The sequence below is a fragment of the Gracilibacillus sp. JCM 18966 genome (genome assembly GCF_055392695.1).
The window spans coordinates 3,755,858-3,779,520 of sequence record NZ_AP043883.1; the positions used below are offsets into that span (position 1 = coordinate 3,755,858).

Annotated in this window: 24 protein-coding genes; 4 read left to right on the top strand and 20 right to left on the bottom strand. The window is 35.2% G+C overall.

Annotated features, from left to right (window positions below):
• Positions 1 to 36 precede the first annotated feature (36 nt).
• The 6 genes from ACZ5N5_RS18385 to ACZ5N5_RS18410 all read right to left on the bottom strand — a co-directional run bounded on the left by ACZ5N5_RS18385 (position 37) and on the right by ACZ5N5_RS18410 (position 5,105).
• Entirely contained in the window at positions 37 to 504 is a 468-nt protein-coding gene (locus ACZ5N5_RS18385; RefSeq protein WP_109983493.1) for a chemotaxis protein CheW, read from the bottom strand.
• A 16-nt stretch (positions 505 to 520) separates the two neighbouring features.
• Positions 521 to 988 (bottom strand): chemotaxis protein CheX, encoded by a 468-nt coding sequence (locus ACZ5N5_RS18390; RefSeq protein WP_054787531.1) that lies wholly within the window; start codon positions 986 to 988, stop codon positions 521 to 523.
• Positions 989 to 1,219: 231 nt separating this feature from the next.
• Positions 1,220 to 2,260, bottom strand: coding sequence for an ABC transporter substrate-binding protein (locus ACZ5N5_RS18395; RefSeq protein ID WP_054787532.1), 1,041 nt, complete (start codon positions 2,258 to 2,260; stop codon positions 1,220 to 1,222).
• 178 nt (positions 2,261 to 2,438) lie between these two features.
• A complete protein-coding gene (locus tag ACZ5N5_RS18400; RefSeq protein WP_109983495.1) occupies positions 2,439 to 3,209 on the bottom strand; it encodes an iron ABC transporter ATP-binding protein in 771 nt (256 codons plus the stop codon).
• Entirely contained in the window at positions 3,206 to 4,162 is a 957-nt protein-coding gene (locus ACZ5N5_RS18405) for an iron chelate uptake ABC transporter family permease subunit (protein ID WP_054787533.1), read from the bottom strand. The genes ACZ5N5_RS18400 and ACZ5N5_RS18405 overlap by 4 nt, the downstream gene beginning before the upstream one ends.
• On the bottom strand, positions 4,149 to 5,105 hold the full coding sequence (locus ACZ5N5_RS18410; RefSeq protein WP_054787534.1) for an ABC transporter permease: 957 nt from the start codon (positions 5,103 to 5,105) through the stop codon (positions 4,149 to 4,151). Before ACZ5N5_RS18410 ends, ACZ5N5_RS18405 begins: the two co-directional genes overlap by 14 nt.
• A gap of 266 nt (positions 5,106 to 5,371) precedes the next feature.
• Between ACZ5N5_RS18410 and ACZ5N5_RS18415 the strand changes: the two genes are divergently transcribed.
• From ACZ5N5_RS18415 to ACZ5N5_RS18425, 3 genes are all read left to right on the top strand, one after another.
• The gene (locus tag ACZ5N5_RS18415) at positions 5,372 to 5,962 is read left to right on the top strand and encodes an anthranilate synthase component II (protein ID WP_054859948.1); all 591 of its coding nucleotides are present in this window, start codon (positions 5,372 to 5,374) and stop codon (positions 5,960 to 5,962) included.
• Positions 5,959 to 7,686: an aminodeoxychorismate synthase component I gene (gene pabB / locus ACZ5N5_RS18420; protein ID WP_464372877.1), complete on the top strand. Its 1,728-nt coding sequence runs from the start codon at positions 5,959 to 5,961 to the stop codon at positions 7,684 to 7,686. The genes ACZ5N5_RS18415 and pabB overlap by 4 nt, the downstream gene beginning before the upstream one ends.
• A gap of 121 nt (positions 7,687 to 7,807) precedes the next feature.
• Entirely contained in the window at positions 7,808 to 8,236 is a 429-nt protein-coding gene (locus tag ACZ5N5_RS18425) for a BrxA/BrxB family bacilliredoxin (RefSeq protein WP_054787535.1), read from the top strand.
• A 164-nt stretch (positions 8,237 to 8,400) separates the two neighbouring features.
• Here the strand turns inward: ACZ5N5_RS18425 and ACZ5N5_RS18430 are convergent, their stop codons facing one another.
• From ACZ5N5_RS18430 to ACZ5N5_RS18475, 10 genes are all read right to left on the bottom strand, one after another.
• Positions 8,401 to 9,141 carry a class I SAM-dependent methyltransferase gene (locus ACZ5N5_RS18430; RefSeq protein ID WP_464372878.1) on the bottom strand — a complete coding sequence of 247 codons (741 nt, stop codon included), beginning with the start codon at positions 9,139 to 9,141 and terminating at the stop codon, positions 8,401 to 8,403.
• 188 nt (positions 9,142 to 9,329) lie between these two features.
• A complete protein-coding gene (locus ACZ5N5_RS18435) occupies positions 9,330 to 9,734 on the bottom strand; it encodes a hypothetical protein (RefSeq protein ID WP_054859945.1) in 405 nt (134 codons plus the stop codon).
• A gap of 218 nt (positions 9,735 to 9,952) precedes the next feature.
• Positions 9,953 to 10,675, bottom strand: coding sequence for a YkgJ family cysteine cluster protein (locus tag ACZ5N5_RS18440; protein WP_464367931.1), 723 nt, complete (start codon positions 10,673 to 10,675; stop codon positions 9,953 to 9,955).
• A gap of 122 nt (positions 10,676 to 10,797) precedes the next feature.
• Positions 10,798 to 12,033: a C40 family peptidase gene (locus ACZ5N5_RS18445; RefSeq protein ID WP_054859943.1), complete on the bottom strand. Its 1,236-nt coding sequence runs from the start codon at positions 12,031 to 12,033 to the stop codon at positions 10,798 to 10,800.
• A gap of 231 nt (positions 12,034 to 12,264) precedes the next feature.
• Entirely contained in the window at positions 12,265 to 12,897 is a 633-nt protein-coding gene (locus ACZ5N5_RS18450; protein ID WP_054859942.1) for a YesL family protein, read from the bottom strand.
• A 68-nt stretch (positions 12,898 to 12,965) separates the two neighbouring features.
• Positions 12,966 to 13,805, bottom strand: a complete 840-nt coding sequence (locus ACZ5N5_RS18455) for a carbohydrate ABC transporter permease (RefSeq protein ID WP_054787538.1) — start codon at positions 13,803 to 13,805, stop codon at positions 12,966 to 12,968.
• 3 nt (positions 13,806 to 13,808) lie between these two features.
• A complete protein-coding gene (locus tag ACZ5N5_RS18460; protein WP_109983499.1) occupies positions 13,809 to 14,705 on the bottom strand; it encodes a carbohydrate ABC transporter permease in 897 nt (298 codons plus the stop codon).
• Positions 14,706 to 14,775: 70 nt separating this feature from the next.
• A complete protein-coding gene (locus ACZ5N5_RS18465; RefSeq protein WP_109983500.1) occupies positions 14,776 to 16,080 on the bottom strand; it encodes an ABC transporter substrate-binding protein in 1,305 nt (434 codons plus the stop codon).
• A gap of 155 nt (positions 16,081 to 16,235) precedes the next feature.
• On the bottom strand, positions 16,236 to 17,777 hold the full coding sequence (locus tag ACZ5N5_RS18470; RefSeq protein WP_464372879.1) for a response regulator transcription factor: 1,542 nt from the start codon (positions 17,775 to 17,777) through the stop codon (positions 16,236 to 16,238).
• A complete protein-coding gene (locus tag ACZ5N5_RS18475) occupies positions 17,752 to 19,533 on the bottom strand; it encodes a cache domain-containing sensor histidine kinase (RefSeq protein WP_464372880.1) in 1,782 nt (593 codons plus the stop codon). Before ACZ5N5_RS18475 ends, ACZ5N5_RS18470 begins: the two co-directional genes overlap by 26 nt.
• Positions 19,534 to 19,683: 150 nt before the next feature.
• Here ACZ5N5_RS18475 and ACZ5N5_RS18480 point away from each other — a divergent pair, with 150 nt between their 5' ends.
• Positions 19,684 to 20,142: a hemerythrin domain-containing protein gene (locus ACZ5N5_RS18480; protein ID WP_054787545.1), complete on the top strand. Its 459-nt coding sequence runs from the start codon at positions 19,684 to 19,686 to the stop codon at positions 20,140 to 20,142.
• 58 nt (positions 20,143 to 20,200) lie between these two features.
• Here the strand turns inward: ACZ5N5_RS18480 and ACZ5N5_RS18485 are convergent, their stop codons facing one another.
• The 4 genes from ACZ5N5_RS18485 to ACZ5N5_RS18500 all read right to left on the bottom strand — a co-directional run bounded on the left by ACZ5N5_RS18485 (position 20,201) and on the right by ACZ5N5_RS18500 (position 23,628).
• On the bottom strand, positions 20,201 to 20,644 hold the full coding sequence (locus ACZ5N5_RS18485) for an SRPBCC domain-containing protein (RefSeq protein ID WP_109983503.1): 444 nt from the start codon (positions 20,642 to 20,644) through the stop codon (positions 20,201 to 20,203).
• Positions 20,644 to 21,087, bottom strand: coding sequence for an SRPBCC family protein (locus ACZ5N5_RS18490; RefSeq protein ID WP_054787547.1), 444 nt, complete (start codon positions 21,085 to 21,087; stop codon positions 20,644 to 20,646). Before ACZ5N5_RS18490 ends, ACZ5N5_RS18485 begins: the two co-directional genes overlap by 1 nt.
• On the bottom strand, positions 21,084 to 21,587 hold the full coding sequence (locus ACZ5N5_RS18495; protein ID WP_109983504.1) for a MerR family transcriptional regulator: 504 nt from the start codon (positions 21,585 to 21,587) through the stop codon (positions 21,084 to 21,086). Before ACZ5N5_RS18495 ends, ACZ5N5_RS18490 begins: the two co-directional genes overlap by 4 nt.
• A 127-nt stretch (positions 21,588 to 21,714) precedes the next feature.
• The gene (locus ACZ5N5_RS18500) at positions 21,715 to 23,628 is read right to left on the bottom strand and encodes an FIMAH domain-containing protein (protein WP_464372881.1); all 1,914 of its coding nucleotides are present in this window, start codon (positions 23,626 to 23,628) and stop codon (positions 21,715 to 21,717) included.
• Positions 23,629 to 23,663: the final 35 nt, after the last annotated feature.

Here is a 23,663-nt window from a genome sequence, read left to right on the forward strand (position 1 = left end):
CATGATGGAATGCGAGTTTTTTCAAAACTTTTGACATTATTCGTCTATAACCTGTTGCACCTCATCTAATTCCTCATAGCTAAGCACATGGTCTAAATCTAAAAGTAGTAACATACCTCGATCCTCAAGCTTTGCTACACCCTTTAAATACCGGTGATCTACATCACTAACTAATTCAGGTGTCTCTTCTACTAAATCATTGGTTATATCGATCACATCTGTCGCCTCATCGACGATCAATCCTACCTGAATATTTCGTACATTTGCAATTAGAATTCTAGTTTGCTCTGTTGCTTCTAGCTCCTCTATGCCTAATCTTGTCCGAAGATCAATAATAGGTGTAACTTTTCCTCGAAGATTAATAATACCTTTAATAAAATCTGATGTTTGTGGTAGTGCAACTATTTCTTGTAATCGTTCGATGGATAGGATCTGTCCAATATTGGCCCCATATTCTTGATCATTTAATTTAAATATTATCGTTTTGGTCATTACTTCTTCCATTACTACCACCTACTTATTATTGATTGATTAACAGTGCCATCGTCATACTTCCAATATTCACAAATTGGATTTGGACTTCTAACACTCTCTTGAATCCAGTTAATTTGGCATCACCACTTATTACAGTGGGATGCGTAATATCCGTTTCGATACCTTGTTCAGCTAAATGTGTCGAAAGACCCCCTGCAATCATATTGCCTAATTCACCTGAGAAGGAATCGAGCATCTCATCTGATAACGGCATTCCATAAAGAGCTTCACCGATCGCACTAAATACCTCTTTGTTGGCGCGTATTAATAAATCACCTTTAAAACTACCACTATAACCAATTAATACACCATAATTCACGAACAATGGATCTGTAGATAATTTAGGTGCTTCAAATTGAGGATCAACAGGTACTACTTTCTTTATCGACTGAACAGATCCATTATAAAGCTCTTTAATTATTTCATTAATATTCACTTCCGCAGACGTTACCATATACTCACTTCTCCTAACCTTAACACAAAATATAGTTATTTTTCATTATGTTCTATAATACATAATACCTAATATATTTGAATAACACAATAAAATTTTATTGATATATAGTCTAAACTTACTAATAAACTACATTTCATTCATGCTAAGGTTAGGCAGAGTATACATTTCCCCATACAAAAGGGCTATTCCCCGTCAGTCTTGCCGAATTGGAATAGCCCTCTATCATCATTATTGACCTAATTCATTTATAATTTCCTCGATCTTAGCAAGCTCGGATTGAAGACCTCCACCGCTTAGGTACCATAGTGCACCATCTAAATAAATGATGTGCTCATTTTTATAGGCTTCTGTTTGTTGGATGATATCATTCTCCATATCTTTTTCGATATTAGATTCCCCATTTATAGCAGCAGTACGGTCGATTACGAATAAAACCTGTGGATCAAATTCTAATATTGCTTCAAACCCAAAATTAGATCCATGTGAAGAGGATTCAATGTCTTCTGTAACTGGCTTAAACCCATATTCATCATATATGTAACCAAAACGCGAATTGGATGCAAAGCCAGAAAGCTTTCCTTCATTATACATCGTAACTAAACTAGTCTCATAGTTTCCTGCTAATGTGTTTATTTCTTCTAGGGCAGAATCAAATTTTGCAAGATGCTCCTCCGCTTCTGCTTCTTTATCAAACATTTTCGCTGCAATGTCTACTGAGTCTAGAAATGTATTCCAATAATCATTCTGATCTGTACCTACAAATACAACATTTGGTGTGATTTCCTTCAATTGATCATAAAATGCAGATTGACGACCAGATATAAAAATGACATCAGGCTCTAATGCCGCTATATCTTCCAGTAAGGGTTCTTTTAATGTACCAATGTTCGTATATTCGTCTGATGCGTACTCTTCCAGATGAGAAGGTAATGTACTACCTTTTGCTACACCAACAATCCCATCAACACCAAGTGCATCTAATGTATCTAACATGCCATAATCAAATACAACGATTTTCTCTGGCATTTTCTCGAATTCCACTTCTTCAAAGCTATAAGCGGTACCATCTCTGCCTTCAGATTTAGTAACGGTTGGAGTTATTGTCATCGGATAAGCACCTGAACTACCCTCTTCAGCTGTTTCATTAGCATTTTCCTCCGATGCAGTAGCTTCATCTGCTCCCTCTGAGTTAGAGTCCTCGTTAGACCCACATGCTACTAGCATAAGGGTTAAAATTAATAATGCAATTGCTAATTTCCAATATTTCATGTTTTTCTCTCCTTTTAAAATAGATCGATGACAGCAATAATGATAATCATTATCACTGATAATAATTATCATTATATATATATTCCACATGACAGTCAATACCATATTTAATATTTAAACTATATTTATCCCCCAGTAAGATCATCACTGAGGGATAGGAGTGGACTTTAAGCATTGTCTAGGAGGTTTGCGAATTAAAATAAACACAAATTCGACAACCATTTTGCTCTTGTATAGGAATATCCATATCGTAAATATCACGGAGTGCATCTGAATTAATAATCTCATTGGTTGCCCCATTTTTAACTAATTTGCCATTTTTCAAGGCAACAATCCGATCCGAATATACAGATGCAAAATTAATATCATGTAATACGATCACGACTGTTCTACCAAGATCATCGACAAGTTTGCGTAATATTTTCATAATTTGAACAGAATGCTTCATATCAAGGTTATTTAAAGGCTCATCCAGTAAAATATAATCTGTATCCTGTGCAATAACCATCGCTATAAATGCTCGTTGCTTTTGACCACCAGACAATTCATCTAAATACATATCCTGCATATCTGTTAAGTTCATGTATTCCATCGCTTGATCGACAAATTTGTTATCTTCACTATTTAAGCGTCCTTTTGAATAGGGATAACGACCAAATGATACAAGCTCACGAACGGTTAAACGCACATTAATATAGTTTGCCTGCCTTAAGATCGAGACACGTTTTGCAAATTCTGTAGATTTCCATTTTTTTACGTTGTTTTGATCAAGCAGAACTTCTCCTGTATCTGCTTCTAAGAGACGACTAACCATTGAAAGAAGTGTAGATTTACCAGCACCATTCGGACCTATAAATGATGTAATTGTTCCCGGCTCAATCGTTACGGATACATCTTCTACGACAGGCTTTTTACCAAACTGCTTTGTTAATCCTTTAATTTCTATCATCCTGATGCCCTACTTTCTTTTATTAATAAATAAATGAAATATATTCCACCGACGAAGTTAATAATGACACTAATGGTTGTGCGTAATTCAAAGATATGCTCTACCAAGAATTGACCACCAACTAATGCAACAATACTGATTAAACTAGCACCTAAAATTAATACAGAATGTTTATAAGTGACTAAATACTGATAAGATAAATTCGCTACAATTAAACCTAAAAAGGTAATCGGACCAACTAATGCTGTTGATGTCGCTATTAGTATGGAAGACAAGATGAGAATATTCATTACCATTCGATCATAGTTAATCCCTAAATTGATAGCATTTTCACGACCTAATGACATAACATCTAATTTCTTCATAATCCGGTAACCATATATAAACGAAAGCAATAAAATACCAATAGCAATATATAGTAGCTCTGCTTTCACATTTGTAAAGCTTGCAAATAATAGTGTTTGTAAACCTAAATATTCTACAGGATCAATCATTACCTGTAAAAAGGTAACAAAGCTTCCTAATAGTGTTCCAAGAATCATACCAATTAATAGCAGTAAGTAAATTGGATGCTTATCAGCCCTAAATAAAAATCGATACAAAAATAGGGCAAATAAAACCATCGCCAATACTGCTGCTCCAAAATTTAAATATTTATTAATAATCCAAACTGACATCGATCCTGCAAAGAAATAAATGAATGTCTGGACCACCTCATACATGGAATCGAGCCCCATTACAGAAGGGGTTAAAATACGATTGTGAGTAATGGTTTGAAACACTACCGTAGAATACGATATAGCGATCCCTGTAATTATCATGGCTGCAACACGAATCATCCTTCTAGGAAATGCATAATCAAATCCACCCTTGATATCATAAAATCCATATAACAGTACACAGATAATGACTAATAGGATTAGAAAGATCAGTTTAGTACTATTTTTTTGCATAGGCTCTCCCCCTAAATAACATAATTAAGAAGATCGCACTACCTATTACCGCTACCGTTATATTGACTGGAATTTCATATGGGTGAATAATAATTCTACCAACAATATCACAGACTAATAGAAAAACAACTCCTAATAACATGGTATGTGGAATGGTTTTGCGTAAATTATCACCAAAATATAATGAAACAATATTAGGTACGATTAAACCTAGAAAAGGGATCATTCCAACCGTAAGTACGACCGTTGTAGAAATGATAGCAACAAGTATTAGTCCAATATTCAAGACTACTTTATAACTTAAGCCTAAGTTTTTCGCAAATTCTTCCCCCATCCCTGCAACGGTAAATTTATTAGCATAAAGATAGGCTAGGATAACTGCTGGTATACTTACATATAACAATTCATACCGACCAGCAATAATTAAGGTAAAGCTGCCCATAAGCCAAGCAGAAATATTTTGAATAATATCTGCCTCATAGGCGAAGAAGGTTGTAATAGATGACAAAATATTACCAAACATAATTCCGATTAACGGAACAAAGATCGCATCTGTAAATTTAATTCGATCTAAAATTTGCATAAAAAGCAATGTTCCCAATAATGCGAAGATAAAGCTAAAAATAATTTGTTCCGTATAGGTTACATTCGTAATAAACAACATAGATATTAAGATTCCTAGTTTTGCTGCATCTAATGTACCTGCTGTTGTTGGAGAAACAAATTTATTTCGACTTAATGCTTGCATGATTAATCCCGCAATACTCATTCCGGCACCTGCTAATATAATAGCGACCAATCGTGGGATACGACTAATTAAGAAAATTTGTGTCTCTTCTGACTTCCAATCTAGTAAGTCACTTAAGCGAATATCAATCGCACCGATAAATAATGATACAATTGACAGAATAATTGTAGCTATTAATAACATCCAAAGTCTCATATGTAATCCTCTTCTAATCGAAATAAATGAAAATGATTATCATTCCAATTGCGATTATATTATATTAAAGCAAATAAGGAAAGTCAACCTAAAAATGCTATGATACTAATAAATGAAATGAAATTTCTCCTTTTCATCCTAGCTCTGGGAATTTATATTAAAAAAACACCTTCCTTCCATTTTGAATCTTGCGTTTTTAAGCTTTAATATCTATCATTAACAATGAATGTTCATTCTATAAAGTAAGAAGCAAAGGAGAATATAGCTTGATTATTATTATCGATAATTATGATTCTTTTACATATAACTTGGCACAATACTACCTTCAACTAACAGGTAATGTCACGATATTTCGCAATGATCAAATAACGATTGAAGAATTAAAAGCATTAAATCCCACATTAATCGTTCTATCACCTGGTCCTGGTTCACCTACTAATAGCGGAATTTGTCGGTCTATATTGCAGCATTTTTTTCAAACCATCCCAATTTTTGGTGTTTGCTTAGGCATGCAAATTATAGTTGATTTTTTTGGCGGAAATATTATTCAGGCTCGTGAACCAATGCATGGGAAAACCTCTCTCATCACACATGATCAAACAGGTATTTTCTCTTCGTTGCCATCACCACTTAAGGTAACTAGGTATCACTCTTTGAAAGTAGAGAATACTAGTTTTCCCACACAGCAATTATCGATTACCGCAACAACCGTTGATGATACCATTATGGGTGTCCGACATAAGTCTTTACCTATTGAAGGAATACAATTTCACCCTGAGGCGATTTTAACGGAACATGGTTTTCAAATGGTACAACAAAGCTATGATCATGCATTAAGAACGGAGGTGCTTGATTGAGACAACATATTGTGCAATTTGACTTTGAGAATCAACCTACTATGGCCTTTACCAAACCAGTTGAGATTTTGACTACGTATAACTTGCATGAGATTGAAATAATATTTAAAAAAATAGAAAAAGCATTAAATAACGGTTATTATGTAGCAGGATATGTATCCTATGAAGCTGCCCCTGCTTTTGACTCAAGCTATCAAGTTCATGATCCATCCTCGATGCCACTAGTTTGGTTTGGTGTTTATCCCGATCCTGAGTCATCGTTGCATTTCGAAAATAATGAGATGTATCAAATAGCAGCCTGGAAAAATACTATCAGTGAAAAACAGTATCATCAAAATATAGCAAAGATCCAACATGCCATTTCTGAAGGTTTTACCTATCAAGTCAACTATACAACAAGATTAACCTCACATTTTTCAGGAGACAGCTATTCTTATTATCATCAATTACGCAAGAACCAGGGGACTTCCTATAGTGCTTTCTTGGATATAGGCGATCATCAAATTATCTCTGTTTCTCCTGAATTATTTTTTAAAGTGCATCAGAACACGATTACTACGAAGCCAATGAAAGGAACGGTACATAGGGGAAAGACTTTAGCAGAGGATATACAATTAAAAAAAGGGCTTTACGAATCAGAAAAAAATCGTGCAGAGAATGTGATGATTGTTGACCTATTGCGCAATGACTTAGGTCGTATTGCTATCCCTGGTTCTGTTAAGGTGAAGCAACTATTTAATATTGAGCCCTATCCTACCGTGCATCAAATGACCTCTACAATTGAAGCAAAATTAGCTGCGAGCAGCAATGTCTGGCAATGGTTTGAAGCATTATTTCCTTGTGGCTCCATCACTGGGGCACCAAAAGTAGAGACAATGAAATATATTAAAAAATTAGAGAATTCACCTCGTGAAGTTTATTGTGGTGCCATTGGCTGGATTTCTCCAGATCGTGAGGCAACATTTAATGTTCCTATAAGAACCGTTTGGTTGGAAAAGGAAACAGGTGTAGCTTATTACGGCACAGGAAGTGGTGTTACATGGGATTCATCCAGTGCAGATGAGTACAAGGAGCTCATCCAAAAAGCTGCCGTACTTCATGAAAATCGATCTGCTTTTTCACTTTTGGAATCGATGTTACTTAAGGACGGGATTTTTCCATTACAATTTTATCATCTAGAAAGACTGCAGCAATCCGCTGAATATTTTCATTTTCCTTATAAAGAAAAAGAATGTAAAGCCTTATTAACTGAAGTAGCAACAAATTATCCGAATGGATGCTTTAAAGTGCGTTTAATGCTTAATTCTAGTGAGCTGAACTATACAATTGAACCTATACAGACCACCACTTCCCCGATCAAGGTACGTTTAGCTGAAGATTCAATAGATAAGAATAATATATTTTTCTACCATAAAACGACCAATCGATCTATCTATCAGTCATTCGATCAAAAGTTATCAGAGGAACATTTTACTACCCTACTCTGGAACAATTATGGTATGGTTACCGAATTCACTACTGGAAATGTCGTATTCGAGAAAAACGGAAATTATTATACTCCTCCAGTAAGTGATGGTTTATTGCCGGGAACGCTCCGTGCAAAGCTTTTAGAAGAAGAAAAAATAACGGAACGTCAAATTCGAGTAGATGACATTGATTTATTTGAACGAATTTGGTTTATTAATAGTGTGCGAGGATGGCTGGAGGTGTGTTTAGAAGTGTAAATTCCTAATAAGGAGTCACATACAATTAGTTTTGTGAAATATTTCTAAACAAATCATTCGTCTGCTTATTGGACATTTGGTACAATGCAATTAAATGGTATGTTTTTAAGGAGGATTATCAATGAATGCATATGAAGAATACATGAGGGAAATGGCTCGCCCTATGCGCGAAGAATTAACAAATGCTGGTTTTGATGAATTAACAACACCTGAATCAGTGGACCAATTTATGGCTGAAAACAAAGAATCAGCACTTGTTGTAATAAATTCTGTGTGTGGTTGTGCAGCTGGACTGGCTCGTCCTGCGGCAATTGCCTCACTTACAGGTGATAAAAAGCCTTCGAAGCTCGTAACCGTTTTTGCTGGACAGGACCGTGAAGCTACATCCCGAATGAGAGAATACTTTGAAGGAACCGAGCCCTCCTCTCCTTCGATGGCGCTTGTAAAAGACGGGAAACTGCAATACTTCATACCTCGGGAGCAAATAGAAGGCTTCGAAGTGGAAGAGATTATGACCCAATTAACAGATGCTTACTCAAAATATTGTTAAGGAGTTAATAAAGAGCAAGTTTTACCTTTATAAAAGGATAAAACTTGCTCTTCATTTGTATTCTCTTAGTTTAAATTAAAATCTGATTATAATGGGGCTATAAAAAAGATTGATCAGAACAACTTACAATAATAGAAATTTGGACAAAGTTACTGTGATATCTATCAGCTTTTTTCCTTTTCTACCGATACCATTAAAAACATAGGTCTTCGAGTCTCATCTTTCATTTCAGGAATACTCTTTAGCATTTCATTGGAAGGCACTGATTCCTTGACTGCTTTTATCATAAAACCAGTGTCAATTAAGTTATTTATATATGTCGAAATCGTCCGATGGTATTTTGTCACATTCTCATCTAAGAATATTGTTTCACGTATTCCTTCTATTTGATAATTGTCAACTGGCCAATGTAGGCGATTTCCTTTTTCATCATATATCCAATCTTGTACATTCCGAGAGGTGAAAATGGGATGTTCAACAGAGAAAACGAACCTTCCCCCAGGCTTTAGACAATCATATACCTTCTTGCAAGTTAATTTAAATGACTTAATATAGTGAAAAGCCAACGAGCTAATAACCACATCAAATTCTGAATTTGAAAAATTGATGTCTTCAATCGGTATCTTTAAATACGAAATTAAAGGATCATTTGTCATTTCACGGGCTTTTTGAAGCATGTTTTCAGAAATATCTACACCTATTACAGAACTTGCTTGCTGCTCACGTGCATAACGGCAATGCCAACCAAAACCACAGCCTAAGTCAAGTACACTTTTACCCTTTAGTTCTGGTATTAACTCTTTTAATATATGCCATTCACCAGCACCTTTAAGACCATTAACTGATCGTGGCATTTGTTCATATGCAGAAAAGAACTTTGGATCATCATACTTATTTTGTTTCATTATTCATTCATCTCCTATTATTTAGCTCCCCGCTTTAAGAGGCTACTCGTCTTCAGTTAACCATCTCTTACCTCATTATTTAACTAAATTTAAAAAAACACAGTTACCTATACTAAATCCTTCTAAGATCAAGGAAATATATTCAGTTACCCTACGCTATTCAGAATAAATCTGTATGTTTTAAGCTCCTACATTTTACTATATCCAATAACAGCAAGGATAATAATAGTGCTGATTACAAACATGGTCTTGATTAAAAATAAACGGTCTTCCTTAAGTTTAAGGAAGAAACTCCGTATGATTTTAATAATCAGAAGTATGATTATTAGGATCGTAATTGGACCTCCGACGTCTTCACCACCTGAACCACCTTTCCCTCTACCATATACTATCCGAGTAGGGAAAATCAAAATGACGGCAATACAAACAAATGCAGTCATTACAATAAAAAAAGCTATAAGTTTATCATCAACGAGGCCAATATTTACAATCCAATCTGCTACTGTATCAATTAACCACGTTGCACCTATAAAAACAGCATAATGAAATCCTTGAATCAACTCCAAGAAGTCTTGCCCGAAACTTTTTAACATTTGATTGTAATTACTATCCTCCATCCTTATAAATCTTTTATTTATTACTTTTAAAAAGAAGCCTTTGAAATAAGTGAAATAGAGCAAAATAATTTAATAAAAATTAACCTTATTCTATGAATTTACCCGTTTGTAAAAATGTCGCAAAACTAGCCGTGAATGTAATTGTATGAAACATAATTTTCAATTATTGAACTTTACTCACACTTTTTTCAACGTCATACCTTCATCCAGTTTATCAGATAATCATGTTTATAGAGATCGTCTGGATAATAAATAATACCTGTATCCCCATCCTCATACAGAAATTGAAGAAATTCATTTAACGCACCCATATACTCTGCATATAAAAATTCAAAACTAATCGTCTCCTTCGGCATAAGGTTCTTCTCACAGACAGCTGGATCGGTATAATTCATATATGTACGACAAGGAATCGGGCGAATTTCATATGCTAAGCACTGATTGGTCTCCGTATTTAACAATGGGCATGGAAGGAGACTTTGACGATATTTCATCTTAAAATCTTCGACCTCTTCAAAACTTATTTGACTAACTTCTTCTATTTTTTTGCTATATTTCTTATAATAAGCGGAGAGATGCCTCTGGATAACAATCTGTCTTTCATTAGAAAACTGATTGATTGCTGCCAACATTAGCTTAGCTTCCATTTCATTTATTATGATAGGAAAGTAACAGCAAAAGGCACAGCCCATACGACAGGTCGATGATAGCTCAACATGGTCTTCCATTCTCGTTATTTCATCACTCACTACCGCTAATAGCTCTGTAAAACTTGCCATAAGCTTTTCATCAATCGTAGCTTCTTTATCCGCCCATTTTTCCACGACATGATAGAATCTATCTCCATCTATTTCATATTCGTTTGTTAGTTGCTCACACTTTTTTTGGATAGTTTCAAAGGATAAATATTGTTCCATATAGTTAAACTCCCTATTTTTGATGTACCGTTCTATTGTTAACCATTTTTGAATAGAAGTAAATACTTATCCTAGTAAAACAAAAAAGCTAACCAGAACGTGGCTGATTAGCTCAAATTTCATTATTGAATTACTCGACGAACATGTCCTGTAAAGGTGCTCTTCCAGTAGCTATTACTCATGCTTTCAACCGCGACACCTGAAGAACTTTGAGACCCAATAAATTTATTGTTACCAAGATATATTCCTACATGGCCATTTGTTTTATAAGTATTGAAGAACACTAAATCTCCTGGCTTCATCTCACTTGTTGATACCCTCTTACCTACAGAAGAAAGAGCTGAAGTACTTGAAGGGATACTTACACCACCTTGTCTAAATGCCCAACTAACAAATCCAGAGCAATCAAATCTTCCATTCGCGATATCATATGCTGTTCTACCGCCACCGAAGACGTAAACAGAATTTCCGATGTATCGATTACCAGCATTTATAATTGTTTGTAGATTTCCACTAACTGTACTATTATCTGAACTACTAGCATATAATTCAATACCTGCACTTCCAGAAGCATCATTAGAAGAAGATTGAGCTTCTAATTCCTTTTGTCGTTGCTGTGCTTCCTTTAATGCTTGTTGTTTATTTGCTAAAACTTCGTCTTCGATTTTTAATTCTTCTAAGACATCTGCATTAGCATCTTGCTTTTGTTGTAATTCTGATTTTAATTGTTCATTTTGATCTTTTTGAGCAACAATTTGCTTTTGCATTGCTTCATATTCGACTTTCATCTCTTCTAACTCTGTAAGTTTATCATCTAAAGTAGATTTCTCTTGTTCTAATTCTAGTTTATCGTTCTCTTGTTCTTCTAAAAGCTTTTGATCAGCATCTGTAATCTTTGTAACAAGTGCGAATCGATCAATAAAGTCCAAGAAATTGTCTGCACCTAAGATTACTTCAAGATAACTAGTAGAACCACCGTTTTGCTGCATTGATGAAATTCTATCCTTTAAGATCTCATTTCTTTTCTCTATCTTTTCTTCTTTTTCCTCAATGGTTTCATTTAAACCTTCTACTTCCTTCTCCGTGGAAGCGATTTCACTTTTCGTTTCTGTGATTTTTTTCTCATTGTCTTCTATCGCTTCATCTAATCGATTGGTTTGTTCTGTTAAAGAGATTAACTCTTGTTTTATCTTTTGTAATTCTGTTTCTTTTTCATTTATGTCTGATTGTAATGAAGATCGTTGTGCTTGAATGTCTTCTACTGTTTCTGCTTGCACTGTAGTATGTACGAAAAACAAACTTGACATAACCGTAGCGGTTACGGCTGAACGTTTCATAATAACTTTCCAATCTCGCACTATTTTCCCCTGCCTTCGATCTTTTTTTCTCTCGCCCTTGTAGTCTAACATAAAAATATGTCAAAAATATTATTGAAATGTTACAATTATATTTCAATAAGACTAATTCTTTTATCCTACTTACAAAAAATTGGTTCTTTTCACCTTTCTAGTATTCTGTCGGTCTCTTTTTTTCTACAAAATTAAAAACAGAAGCAAACAAATTAGCTCCTGTTTTTTAGTAGTAAAACGTTATTCTTCAATTAAATGCTCATGCTTCATAAAATCTTGTTTTTCTTGTATTTTTTTAAAGGCCCGGTGTGCTGGCATCATAAGAGCTATTGCTAGAATACTTAAGCTGAAAAATATCGCTAACCCTTGGAATTGCCATAGAACGAATAGGATCCCGAACATTCCTAGTATCATCACAAAAGTGGATAATGGATTTAAAATCATAATAAAGAAAGCACTTTTCAAAACCTGTAAGATCTTCATATCATAGTAGACATAGACAGGGAAAACGTACATTACTGTTAAAGTAAATAATATACTAATAAACAGAAACGGAATCGTTAATAATAATGTATGGTCATTTTCTGATATTGTTATGAATAAAAAATCTAAATATAATATATACCCAAATACTAGTAATATATACCCTATGATATTAGCACCCTTTAAAGAATCACGAAAGGCTCTCCAAAACGTTTTAAAAATAGCTACATCCGGATACCCGGTAATCCACTTTCTTACTACTGTAAATGTCGCAGCTGTTGCAGGAAATACTCCGATTACTATGCATCCTAGTATAGAAAAGGCAATCCATAACATGTTTAAATAAGCGACCTTTGTTATCCATTCCAATGCCTTATTAATTGCTTGCATCCTTCTCACCTCTCAAAAAATTACAGTAGAGGTAACTACTAATGACTGTAATTACCTCATTGATATTCTTATCCTTTTAAACCACTCGTACTGATCCCTTCTACTACATATCTTTGGAAAATAAAGAAAATAATAAAAACTGGTATCAAGGAAACTACTGACATGGCAAACATTGCCCCCCAATTGGAGACTGTTTCATTACTCAGGAACATGTTTAAAGCCATCGACACGGTGTATTTTGATGGACTGTTTAAGTAAAGAACTGGTCCTAGTAGATTATCCCATGTCCAATAGAATGTAAAAATTGCCGTAGTTGCCAATGCTGGAACAATTAATGGCAGAATGATTCGATAATAGATACCAAAAGTATTACATCCATCTATTGTTGCTGCTTCATCCAATTCTCTTGGGATTGTTCGAATAAATTGAACAAGCAAGAAAATGAAGAACGGATGACCGAAAAAGGCTGGAACAACTAATGGTTTTAAAGAATTTAGCCATCCTAATTCTGCAAAGATAATGTACTGTGGAATCATTACTACTTCATATGGAAGCATTAATGTCACAATCATAATCGCGAACCAGAAGTTTCTTCCTACAAACTTTAGTCGCGCAAATCCAAAAGCGATTAACGAACAGGATACTAAGTGACCGACTAACACAAATGCGACAAATATCGCTGTATTTTTAATAAAGGTTCCAAACCCGTGGTCACCAAAACCTTCCCATCCTTGTGCATAGTTACCTAAAACGAATGGATCAGGAATGAAGGATTCTGCTGTCACAAATATTTGCTCACTCACTTTAAAGGAACTCATTACTAACCAAAATACTGGGTACAATAACAGAATGGCAAAACCACCAACAAGCACATGATAAATGATCTTTTTTAGATGTTTTGGCTTCATCGTTTATCTGCCCCCTTCTGATTCGTAGTGAACCCAAAATTTTGATGTAAGGAAAATGATCGATGTTAAGATCGCAATAATGATTAGCATTATCCATGCCATGGCGGAAGCATAACCCATACTAAAGAACTCAAAACCTTGTTTGAATAAGTATAAAGAGTATAGTAAGGTACCATCTAAAGGCCCACCAGTTCCTTTCGAAATAATAAACGCTGGAACGAATGTCATAAATGCAGCGATCGTTTGCATAATGGCATTAAATAAAATAACAGGACTTAACATTGGAATCGTAATGTGAAAAAACTTTTGAAAAAAACTTGCTCCATCGACACTTGCTGCCTCGTAATAACTTTGCGGTATCGACTTTAACCCTGCTAAGAAGATGAGCATGGAAGAACCGAATTGCCAAACAGAAAGGAATATTAGCATCCAAAGCGCAGCAGTTGGGTCACCAAACCACCGAACAGGATCAATCCCCATTGACAATAATGCTAAGTTAACAATACCTTCGTCACCGAAAATGTTTCGCCACATAATCGCAACTGCAACACTTCCTCCAATTAATGAAGGTAAGTAATACAATGTGCGATATAAACCAACAGCGCGAGAAGCTGTATTTAATAACATGGCTACGATTAATGCAAATGCAAGACGTAAAGGTACACCTGCAAATACATAGATAAAGGTGATTTTTAAGGAATGCAAGTACCTAGGATCATTTGTAAACATTTCTTTAAAGTTATCAAAACCGATCCATTGTGGAGCGGAAAAAAGATCGTAGGATGTAAAGGAAAAATAAAGGGAAGCGATGATTGGAATGATCGTAAAGGCTAAAAAGCCAATGATGAACGGTCCAATGAATAGATATCCCCATAGATTCTGCTTTATATTTGTTTGCATTTTGTGAGCTCCCTTCACTTATTTTTGAAGGATAGCTGATCCAGACAGGATCAGCTATCCTCACCACAAATTACTTTAGTATACTTTCTGCATTCGTTCTAAAGTGTTCGGCAGCATCCTCTGGTGTAATTTCTCCATAAGAAATTTGTTCCGATAAATTGGTTAGTAACTCAATGATTTCACCTGCTGCTGCTGGATCTGCTGGTCCCATAGGTGTACTGTTTTCTTCCACCCATGAAATATATTCGAATACTTCTGCTTGAGAGGAAGATACTTCTTCAGCTAGAGCTTCTTTAACAGCTGAGGAAACTGGTACTCCACGTTCACCAAGAATTAATTTATTTGCTTCGATGTTGTTAACAAAGAAATCGATAAATTTAGCTGCTTCTGCTTTCGCCTCTGAATTCTCTGCTACAGAGAAGAACATACTAGGCTTTAAGAAAAGACCATCTGAAACATTTGGACCAGGCATTGGTGCAATATTAAAGTCTAATCCCGATGTTTGCTCTAATCCTACAAATTGGTTAGACCATTGGAAGATCCCAACTCCTTCACCTTTTACAACTGGGTCATCCTCTGGACCAGCCAGTTGAGCCATAAAATCTGGTGTTGGTGTAGCGCCTTTTTCCACTTCCTTTTGAATCATGGAGAAGAAGTCAACAAATAATTGATCATCTTCATAGCCTAAACCACTACCATCCTCTGCATATAAGCGCTTACCATTTTGTCTTAAATAGTAATTGAAGAATACATCTGCTTGGAATCCGTTATCGAAATAAACACCTGCATCTGCTGCTTTTTGTGACATTTCCATAAAGTCATCCCAAGTCCAATCTTCAGGAATTTCTTCAATACCAATTTCTTTTAATTTTTCCGGGTTATATTGGAAGCCAACTGCATTTACCCCAAGATTAAAGCCATAAAGACCGTCATTCACTTTTCCTGTATTAATATTATCTTCTGAAATATTATCTACATTAATTTCACTACCTATAAAGTCAGATAAGTTAGCTAACTGTCCATTCTCTGCATATTGAGAAAGATAGGATAAATCCATCGCTATAATGTCTGGTAATTCATTTGCCGCTGCTTGCGGAGCCAGCTTTCTCCAATAGTCATCCCAGCTTGCATATTCTGGCTCAATCGTGACACCTGGATTTTGCTCTTCATATAGTTCGATAACTTCTAATGTATAGTCATTTCTACTTTGTTCACCCCACCATGCGATTCGAAGCTTTACATCACCAGATGCTTCATCAGAGCCTTCATCGGAGGAATCTCCACTTGTATTTTCTTCGGATCCTTCCTCGCCACCACATGCTGCTAGAAATAGAACCATGACTAATCCTAACAGTAATAATAAAGATTTTTTCATTTCTTTCCCCTCCCCTTTTTAAATAACGCTTATCTGAAAGCGATTACAGTTACATCATATCATTTCTTTTTCAAATGGTATGATAGAAAAATCAGAGTTAAATGTATAAAAAGTAGAGGCTTTCCTTCTTAGGAATTCGCTCTACTTTTTCCCGATTAATCATACGATTTTATTATTTCAGATGGTGTGTATCCTTTAATGCGTTTAAATAGTTGACTAAAATATTGTGGATTATTACCAAAGCCCATTCTTTCCGCTAATTCAAACACTTTAACATCTTCCTCTGTTTCAATAATTTCTACTGCCCGATTAATTCTCACATTCGTAACATACGACGAAAACCGTTGACCAACCTCTTTTTTAAATAATTTCCCTAAATAATCTGGATTCATGAACATGCAATGATTTCCGATCCATTGTAAGGATAATTCGGGGTTCTCCAATTCCATTTCAATACACTCCAACATTTGCTTTACGACTTTAGAATAACGTTTAGGATTTTGTTGTTGATCAATCAATGTTTCAAATAGTTGATGGAAAAACTGTTGGAATTGTTGAATATGAGAAAAATCCTCCATCCGAGTAATTGCCTCTATTCTATTCTCTTCCATATTCGAATGATATTTGCTCATCATTAATAAATAAATTTGAATAAAATAACCTTTGGCAGCTTTAGGTTCGATGTTATAATCCTTTAATCCTTCACAAAACGTTTGGATGAATTCGTTTGCTGTAGATATGTCTTTTTTCTTTAACAGAACAATTATTTTATCAATATCAACTATTTTTATTTGCTTTTGATTATATCCTTGATAGTTGATCCAATTCTGACTTGTAATGAAATCACAGGAGGAAGCATAAAAGGATTGTGCAATAGCATGCTCTAGCCGAAATTCAAAGAGAAGTAATTCATCAACTGTAAAACTTCTAGAGATAATGGTCGTAATATGCTGACCTGTTTCCCTTATTAATCGCTGGTGGTATTGTTTGAGTATACCCTCTGTTGTAGAAGTGAAAGGCTCCATGATCACAACACTTTCTCCCACAATTGTCCCAATAAGCTCCTTATCCTCATGATCTAACGAATATTTTTCTAATATCGTTTGTAGTGACAAGTATTCTTTTAGATCTTCTAGAAAGAATACAATAAAACAAATTGGCTGCTTAAATTTTTTCCACATTATCTCCTTTATTTGTAGCTCTAATTCCTCTGATAATTGCGGATAAATAAGATATTTTTTTAAAATATCCTCATATTCATAGTGATGGAGCTTTAGTGCTTCTTCTTGAATGGATTGCATATATTCATTTGCTTCATCCTCTTCCTTCTTTTCCCTCACAACTTCAGTGAGAGCTTCCGAGATTTTCTCTTCATTACATGGTTTTAATAAATAGTGACGGACACCATACCGCATAGCTTGCTGGGCATACTCAAATTCACTGTATCCTGATAGAAAAATCCACTTGATTGCAGGAAATCTTTCCCTTGTTTTTGAAACAAGTCCAATTCCATCTAATCCAGGCATCGTAATATCCGTAATGACAATATCAGGTGAATCCTTCTCGATAAATTCTAATGCTTCAATCCCATTCATCGCTTTTCCAGTTAATTGGACACCATAACTCTCCCAGTCAATGATCATCGAGATTCCATCCAAAATCATTCTTTCATCATCCACTAACAACACTTTGTACATAGGCTGTTTCCCCCTCTTTTGGTACCTTGATCATTACATGAGTACCTTGACCCTTTTCACTTTCAATGGTAAGACCATAATTCTCACCAAATAAAATTTTTAGTCTTTCCTCAATATTTTTCAGTCCGATTCCTGTCCCCTTCGGCTGATAGTCTCCTGTCATGATCCTATTTATATAATTTTCTTCCATCCCTGGCCCATTATCCTTAATCGAGATCAATATATCTTCCCCATGTTCTTCTATTTTTACTGTGATCGTACAAACCCCAATCATTTCTTGTAATCCATAACGAATAGAGTTCTCGACAATTGGTTGTATGATCGATTTTGGAACAAGTATATGACGATATTTTTCCGGAATATCTTGTTGAAAAACTAATCTTTCTTCAAAACGATAGCGTTGAATTGTAATATAGTGCTCAACAATCGTCATTTCTTCTATTAGAGGTATAAGTGTACCCTTCATATTTATAGATGCTCGTAATACATAGCCAAGTGATTCTGCCATTTGTGATATTTTCTTTTCTCCAACCATTTTGGCAGACCAATTAATGGATTCAAGTGTGTTATACAAAAAGTGAGGGTTGACCTGTGCTTGTAATGTTTGATATTCTGATTCCTTTATAAGCAGTTGCTTTTTATAATTTTCACTGATTAAATCATTAATTTGTTTCATCATTAGCTTGAAATTCTCATGCATTTGGCCCGCTTCATCTTTTGAAAAACTTGTCCCAAGTTCAGTATCCTTATAATCTAAATCTCCTGTTTGCACTTTTTTCATTTTTCGATTGAGGCTTTCAATGGGATTAACAATACTACCTGTAAATTTTGAACCTAAAAAGATCATGAGTAAGAATAAAACAAAATAAGTAATGAAGACTGCTGTTCTTGTTTTGGTAATGACAGTAAAAAGATTGCTGTACGGAGTTAATATCATATAAGTCCAATCTAGATGATTAGCTTCTGAATAAGTAAGAAAATATCTCTCTCCATTATATTTTACAAGTTGATACCCTTTTTCACTGAGATCATATTGAGATGGGTAAATATTTTCCACCTGACTCTGATTAGAAAATATTTGCTTTCCCGCTTTATCAAAAATAAGAAAGCTCGTCTCCTCCTGCTCCAAGTTATTCGTAAGTTCATGAACGATTTCTTCAATATCTACCCTAACTCCAACAAATCCAATTGTATCGAACGAAAACTCTAAGTATTCTCTTATCTCTCTTGTTGCAATCAAGGTTGGATCCTGTTCAGATGGTGATACCCAGCTTACCCCGCCCTCTTCTGAAGTTGCATTTTGCTTCATCGTCTTTAATCGGTCACTAGGAAGGTTCATGGAAAAATTCCCACTAACGAATTCTTTGTCCGCCACATCATAGACTTGGATAGATTGAACATATTTGTTCAGTGCACCAATATCGACAAGTCTTTTCCTTAACTCCATGCCAATTGTAAATTGATCATAATTAGAGTCTGAATTACTTAACTCTTTTAAATATGATTGGACGTACGTATCTGTTGCAATTTGATAGGAAAGCCGCTCCATTTTTTTTAATTCTGCCTCCACTGAATTGGATGAGACCTGAAGAGCTTGCGCTGATTGACGGTAAATTTCTTTATTATATTGCTGGAATGCATACTGTAAAATGGATAATCCCCCAATACTGAACGCAACTAACACTAATGATGTCAAAATAACCATTTTATATTTTAATCGTAAGTTAAGATAAGCATCCTTGATTTTACCGATCATTTTAACACCTCACCCCATCTGTTAACGCTTTCAGTCATTGCATTCTCATTATATTTCGAATTAAGGGGTTCGTCAATGTAACCCAAACTGTTTTAGGAGAGGGTATAATAAGAGTATAAGAATAAATTTTATCTGAAGGGAGTAGTATGGATGAAACGACATGAGGCTTTAAATCCTTTATCTCACCACCATCATCACGCTCTATTGATGGCAGTTGAAATGAAAAAGGCAGGAACTAAAGATAATAAGAAAAAATACAAAGAATTAATACGAGAGTTAATCGATTTCTGGGAAGGTGATGAAGAGGATCACTTTCGCGATGAGGAAGAAACTTTATATCCATTATATTTAGTTCACGCAGAGAATGCGAATACAGAATTAGTAAAAGAGGTACTTTATCAGCATGCACAAATCAGGGGCCTTGTTCACTCTTTAAGAGAAAATCAACAAACCTCTTATGATAAAATGCAGCAATTAGGTAATTTACTAGAAAAGCATGTACGCTTAGAGGAAAGAGAACTGTTTCCTTTAATTGAACAAGCTGTCCCAGAAAAATACTTATATCAAGCAAATGGAAAGTTTCACCGAGATTCTTATAGTGGATACTAGAAAAAGATTAGCTAGTGGGATTACCAAGTATCGTCAAGCCTAGTAATCCCACTTTTTGTTACATGCTACTTATCAAATTCTCTAATCTGTCAAGGTTTTGCTCATTTGCTTCTTTTACAAATGGCTTTGCTTCGTTATAGTCTTCTATTGTTTCAAAGACCATGCTCCAGCCAATACGTGTGTAACCCTCATCCGCAATCTTCATGGTGATCTCTAATGTAAAGACATGGTCTGGTTCAAGGTGCCGAATGAGCAGACGTTCATTTGGGGTTATTTTTACAAACTTGCTCTGATTTTCAAAGTCCATGCCATTAGGGCCATGCATAGTATATTTCCAAAGCCCACCTTCTGTAAAATTAAATTCATGAAAAGTATTAGTAAACCCTTTCGGTCCCCACCATTTTTTTAATAAATTTTGATCACGGAAAGCCTTAAATACTTTTTCAGGTCTAGCCAATAACATTCTAGAATGATTGATCTCTAAATGAGAAGTCGAGCCCATTATCCTTCTCCTTTCATTAATTTCACTAGCTTGTCCAACATAATCCCCGTCCCATGCTCACGAATTTCAGGTTTATCATGGCCATCTACATAGGTGCCTTGTTCTGTATAGATTAAATGTGTCCCCGTTTCTGTTGCGTTAAATTCAACCGTAACTGTAGAAACAGAAATACGGTTTTCCCCCTGGTCCATAGTATAGGAATAAATAATTCGTTCATTTGGTACAATTTCTTGATAGGTTGCTTCAAAATGAAAGACTGGTCCTTCTGGTGGTCCACCATGATTCGTTTCTTTTCCACCCACTTGAAAATTAAATTGATCTGCCTTGGCAAACCATTGGGCTTTTAATTCAGGAGTCGACCAAGCTTTAAAAACCTGCTCATTCGGTACTTCCAATGTTCTATCGATAATAAAAGTATCATGTGTTACAAATCGTTCTGTCATTTTTCATCTTCCTCCTTTTTTTGTTGATTAGTCAACATTGCCTGTAGTCGATCAAGTGATTGATCTACTTGTGTTTTTTGCTTCAAGAAATACTCTTCGTGACTTTTTCTCATCATCTGTAAAAGCATGGTGAAATGTTCAATGGTTAACTCCTCATCCTTTTGCATGAGCCTTACTACATGCTGCAACTCCTTCAGTAAAATTTGCTGTGAATGAATGTTTTTCTTCATTCGATCCATTTGAATATACAGTATATCTAATGGATTATAATCATCACTAGCCAAGATTGCCTTAATCTCTTCTAGGGAAATATCAAGTTCCTTTAGAGCTAAAATTTGTTGTAGACGCTTTATATCTGATTCATTGTATAACCTGTAACCCGAGCTCGTGTATTCAGAAGGAATAAACAATCCAATCTGATCATAATAACGCAATGTTCTTATGGTGAGTCCTGTTAATTTGGCTAACTCCCCCACTTTCCAATACTTTTTAGTGATCATGATCACCCTCTTTTAGTTGGGATTTTACCGGTAATTCCATTATAAACCATTACGTCACGTTAGACTCAAGAGAATAGGAAAGAAAAAATGGGATTACCAAATAACTGATAATCCCAATACCTGAATCTTATCCTTGGTTATTCAACAAACGTTCTGTATAGTAGCGAAGTGTATCATACGCATATTTGCTTATGAAATGACGTTTGTACTGTTGATCCACTAACTTCTTAAAAATGCTCATCTGACTGGCAACCCTCTCATGCTTCCTTTTTTGTTCAAATTTCTTAGCTATATTTAATTGGGTTGACAAGAGATGTGCTACACGATCATTTATTATGTCATCATTTTCTTGATACTGAGTAACGAGATTAATGATATCCTGTACTACAGGGTCATAGTGAATGGTTAACCATTCCGTTGGGCTCATGGTAACTTTTCCTGCCCCGGCATATTTTGTAACCGTTGAGACAACTTTCTCTAATGGAACAATTTCATAAGTATAAGGGAGTTTCTCTTCATAACGATATTCAAAAGTAAAAGGCTCACTAGGTGGATCTGTTTTACTCATATTCTCACTGCCGACAATATGAGAAGACCATGCCCAATTCCCGATGGTAGATTTATCATGCCATGTAAAGCCTTTTGTGAATAGATTTTCCCCGTTATTATCCCAACTACTTCCGATATAACTTCCATACTTGTTTGTTACTTTGGAGTTGACGATTAAATTCCTGTTATAAGCATGCTGAAATAACTTTGCCCATTGTTCATCCATATTTTTTGTATCTAAGCCTTGTATTTCTGCACCTATAATTGGTTCACTAAACCCATTAAAAACAGTTGTATCTGCAGCAATAGACGCACCATTCCTAGCATTTAATGCACGTGATAATGTATCACGTGCGTAGGTTGCAATAGCATTAACATTATCTAATACCTTTACGTGGCTAGAATTGTCTAGATACGTATTATACAGATGACCGGAACCTTGACGAATCATGGGAACTCTTTGTCCTACATTTTGATAGTGGCTATAGGCGATAGTTAATCGAATTCTCTGATTACCATCTTTAATTTCATTGCCATTACTACTAACATAGTTGACATAATCTTTATCTCCTGATCCATTTAAATGTACCTTACTATGATAAGCTGCATATGCCATGATCTGCTCTTTCGTAGCACCTTCGTTTCGCATTTGATAGTAAGCACTATCAGATTTAAGGTTGTTGGCAATATATTGCTCTTCCATATATTTAATAGACGGATAAATGACACCATTAGGATCTGGATTTTCGGAAGCCGCTAGACCAATTTCATTCCAGGAAAGAGTTACGTTTATCGATCCGTTCTCAATATCAATTAATCCATCTGAAGCAATAGAAAATGTATTATGGTCAATCCATACATTATTTGCTCCGTTTACTTTTATAAAGGTCCAGCCTACTTCCTTATGTCTTTGAGTATCATCCCACTGCCACATTCCATCGAAGTTTAAATTTCTTATCACAATATCATTACTAGAACGATTCAATTTAAATTCTACATGTTTAATCGTTGGTTCACCGTTTTCAGAAAATATGGTTAACCCATTTACATCACTGATACTAAGCTTGGAAACACCTGATTCTGCAATAACAGGGTTCGTATAGCCATTAGATGGATCTGAATACTTGGTAATAAAGCTATACTTTTTCCTTTCTTCGTCACTAAGATTTAATTCATGCCAACCGAGGTTAAGGTCACTCATTACTTCAATTACTTTCACACTACCAGTACGAGCATCTAATAGTGCTTGTAGAAATTCCCTTTCATTACTAATTTCCCGATGATACGAGGTTCCCTCATAGCTCGTTCGATCCTTAACACCTAATGAGGCAAATCCAGTTACAGATAAAAAACTTTGATCATAGTCTTTCACTTCTCTTGAGGTGTTTGGAATCGTATCTATATTCTCTGCATGGATAACTTTACTGCCATCTAAGTACAAGGTAGAAGTTACGAATACGAACAGCACTAAATAAAGAAATGTCTTCTTCATGTCATGGCTCCTTTCTTTTTTCATTTTACAAGTGA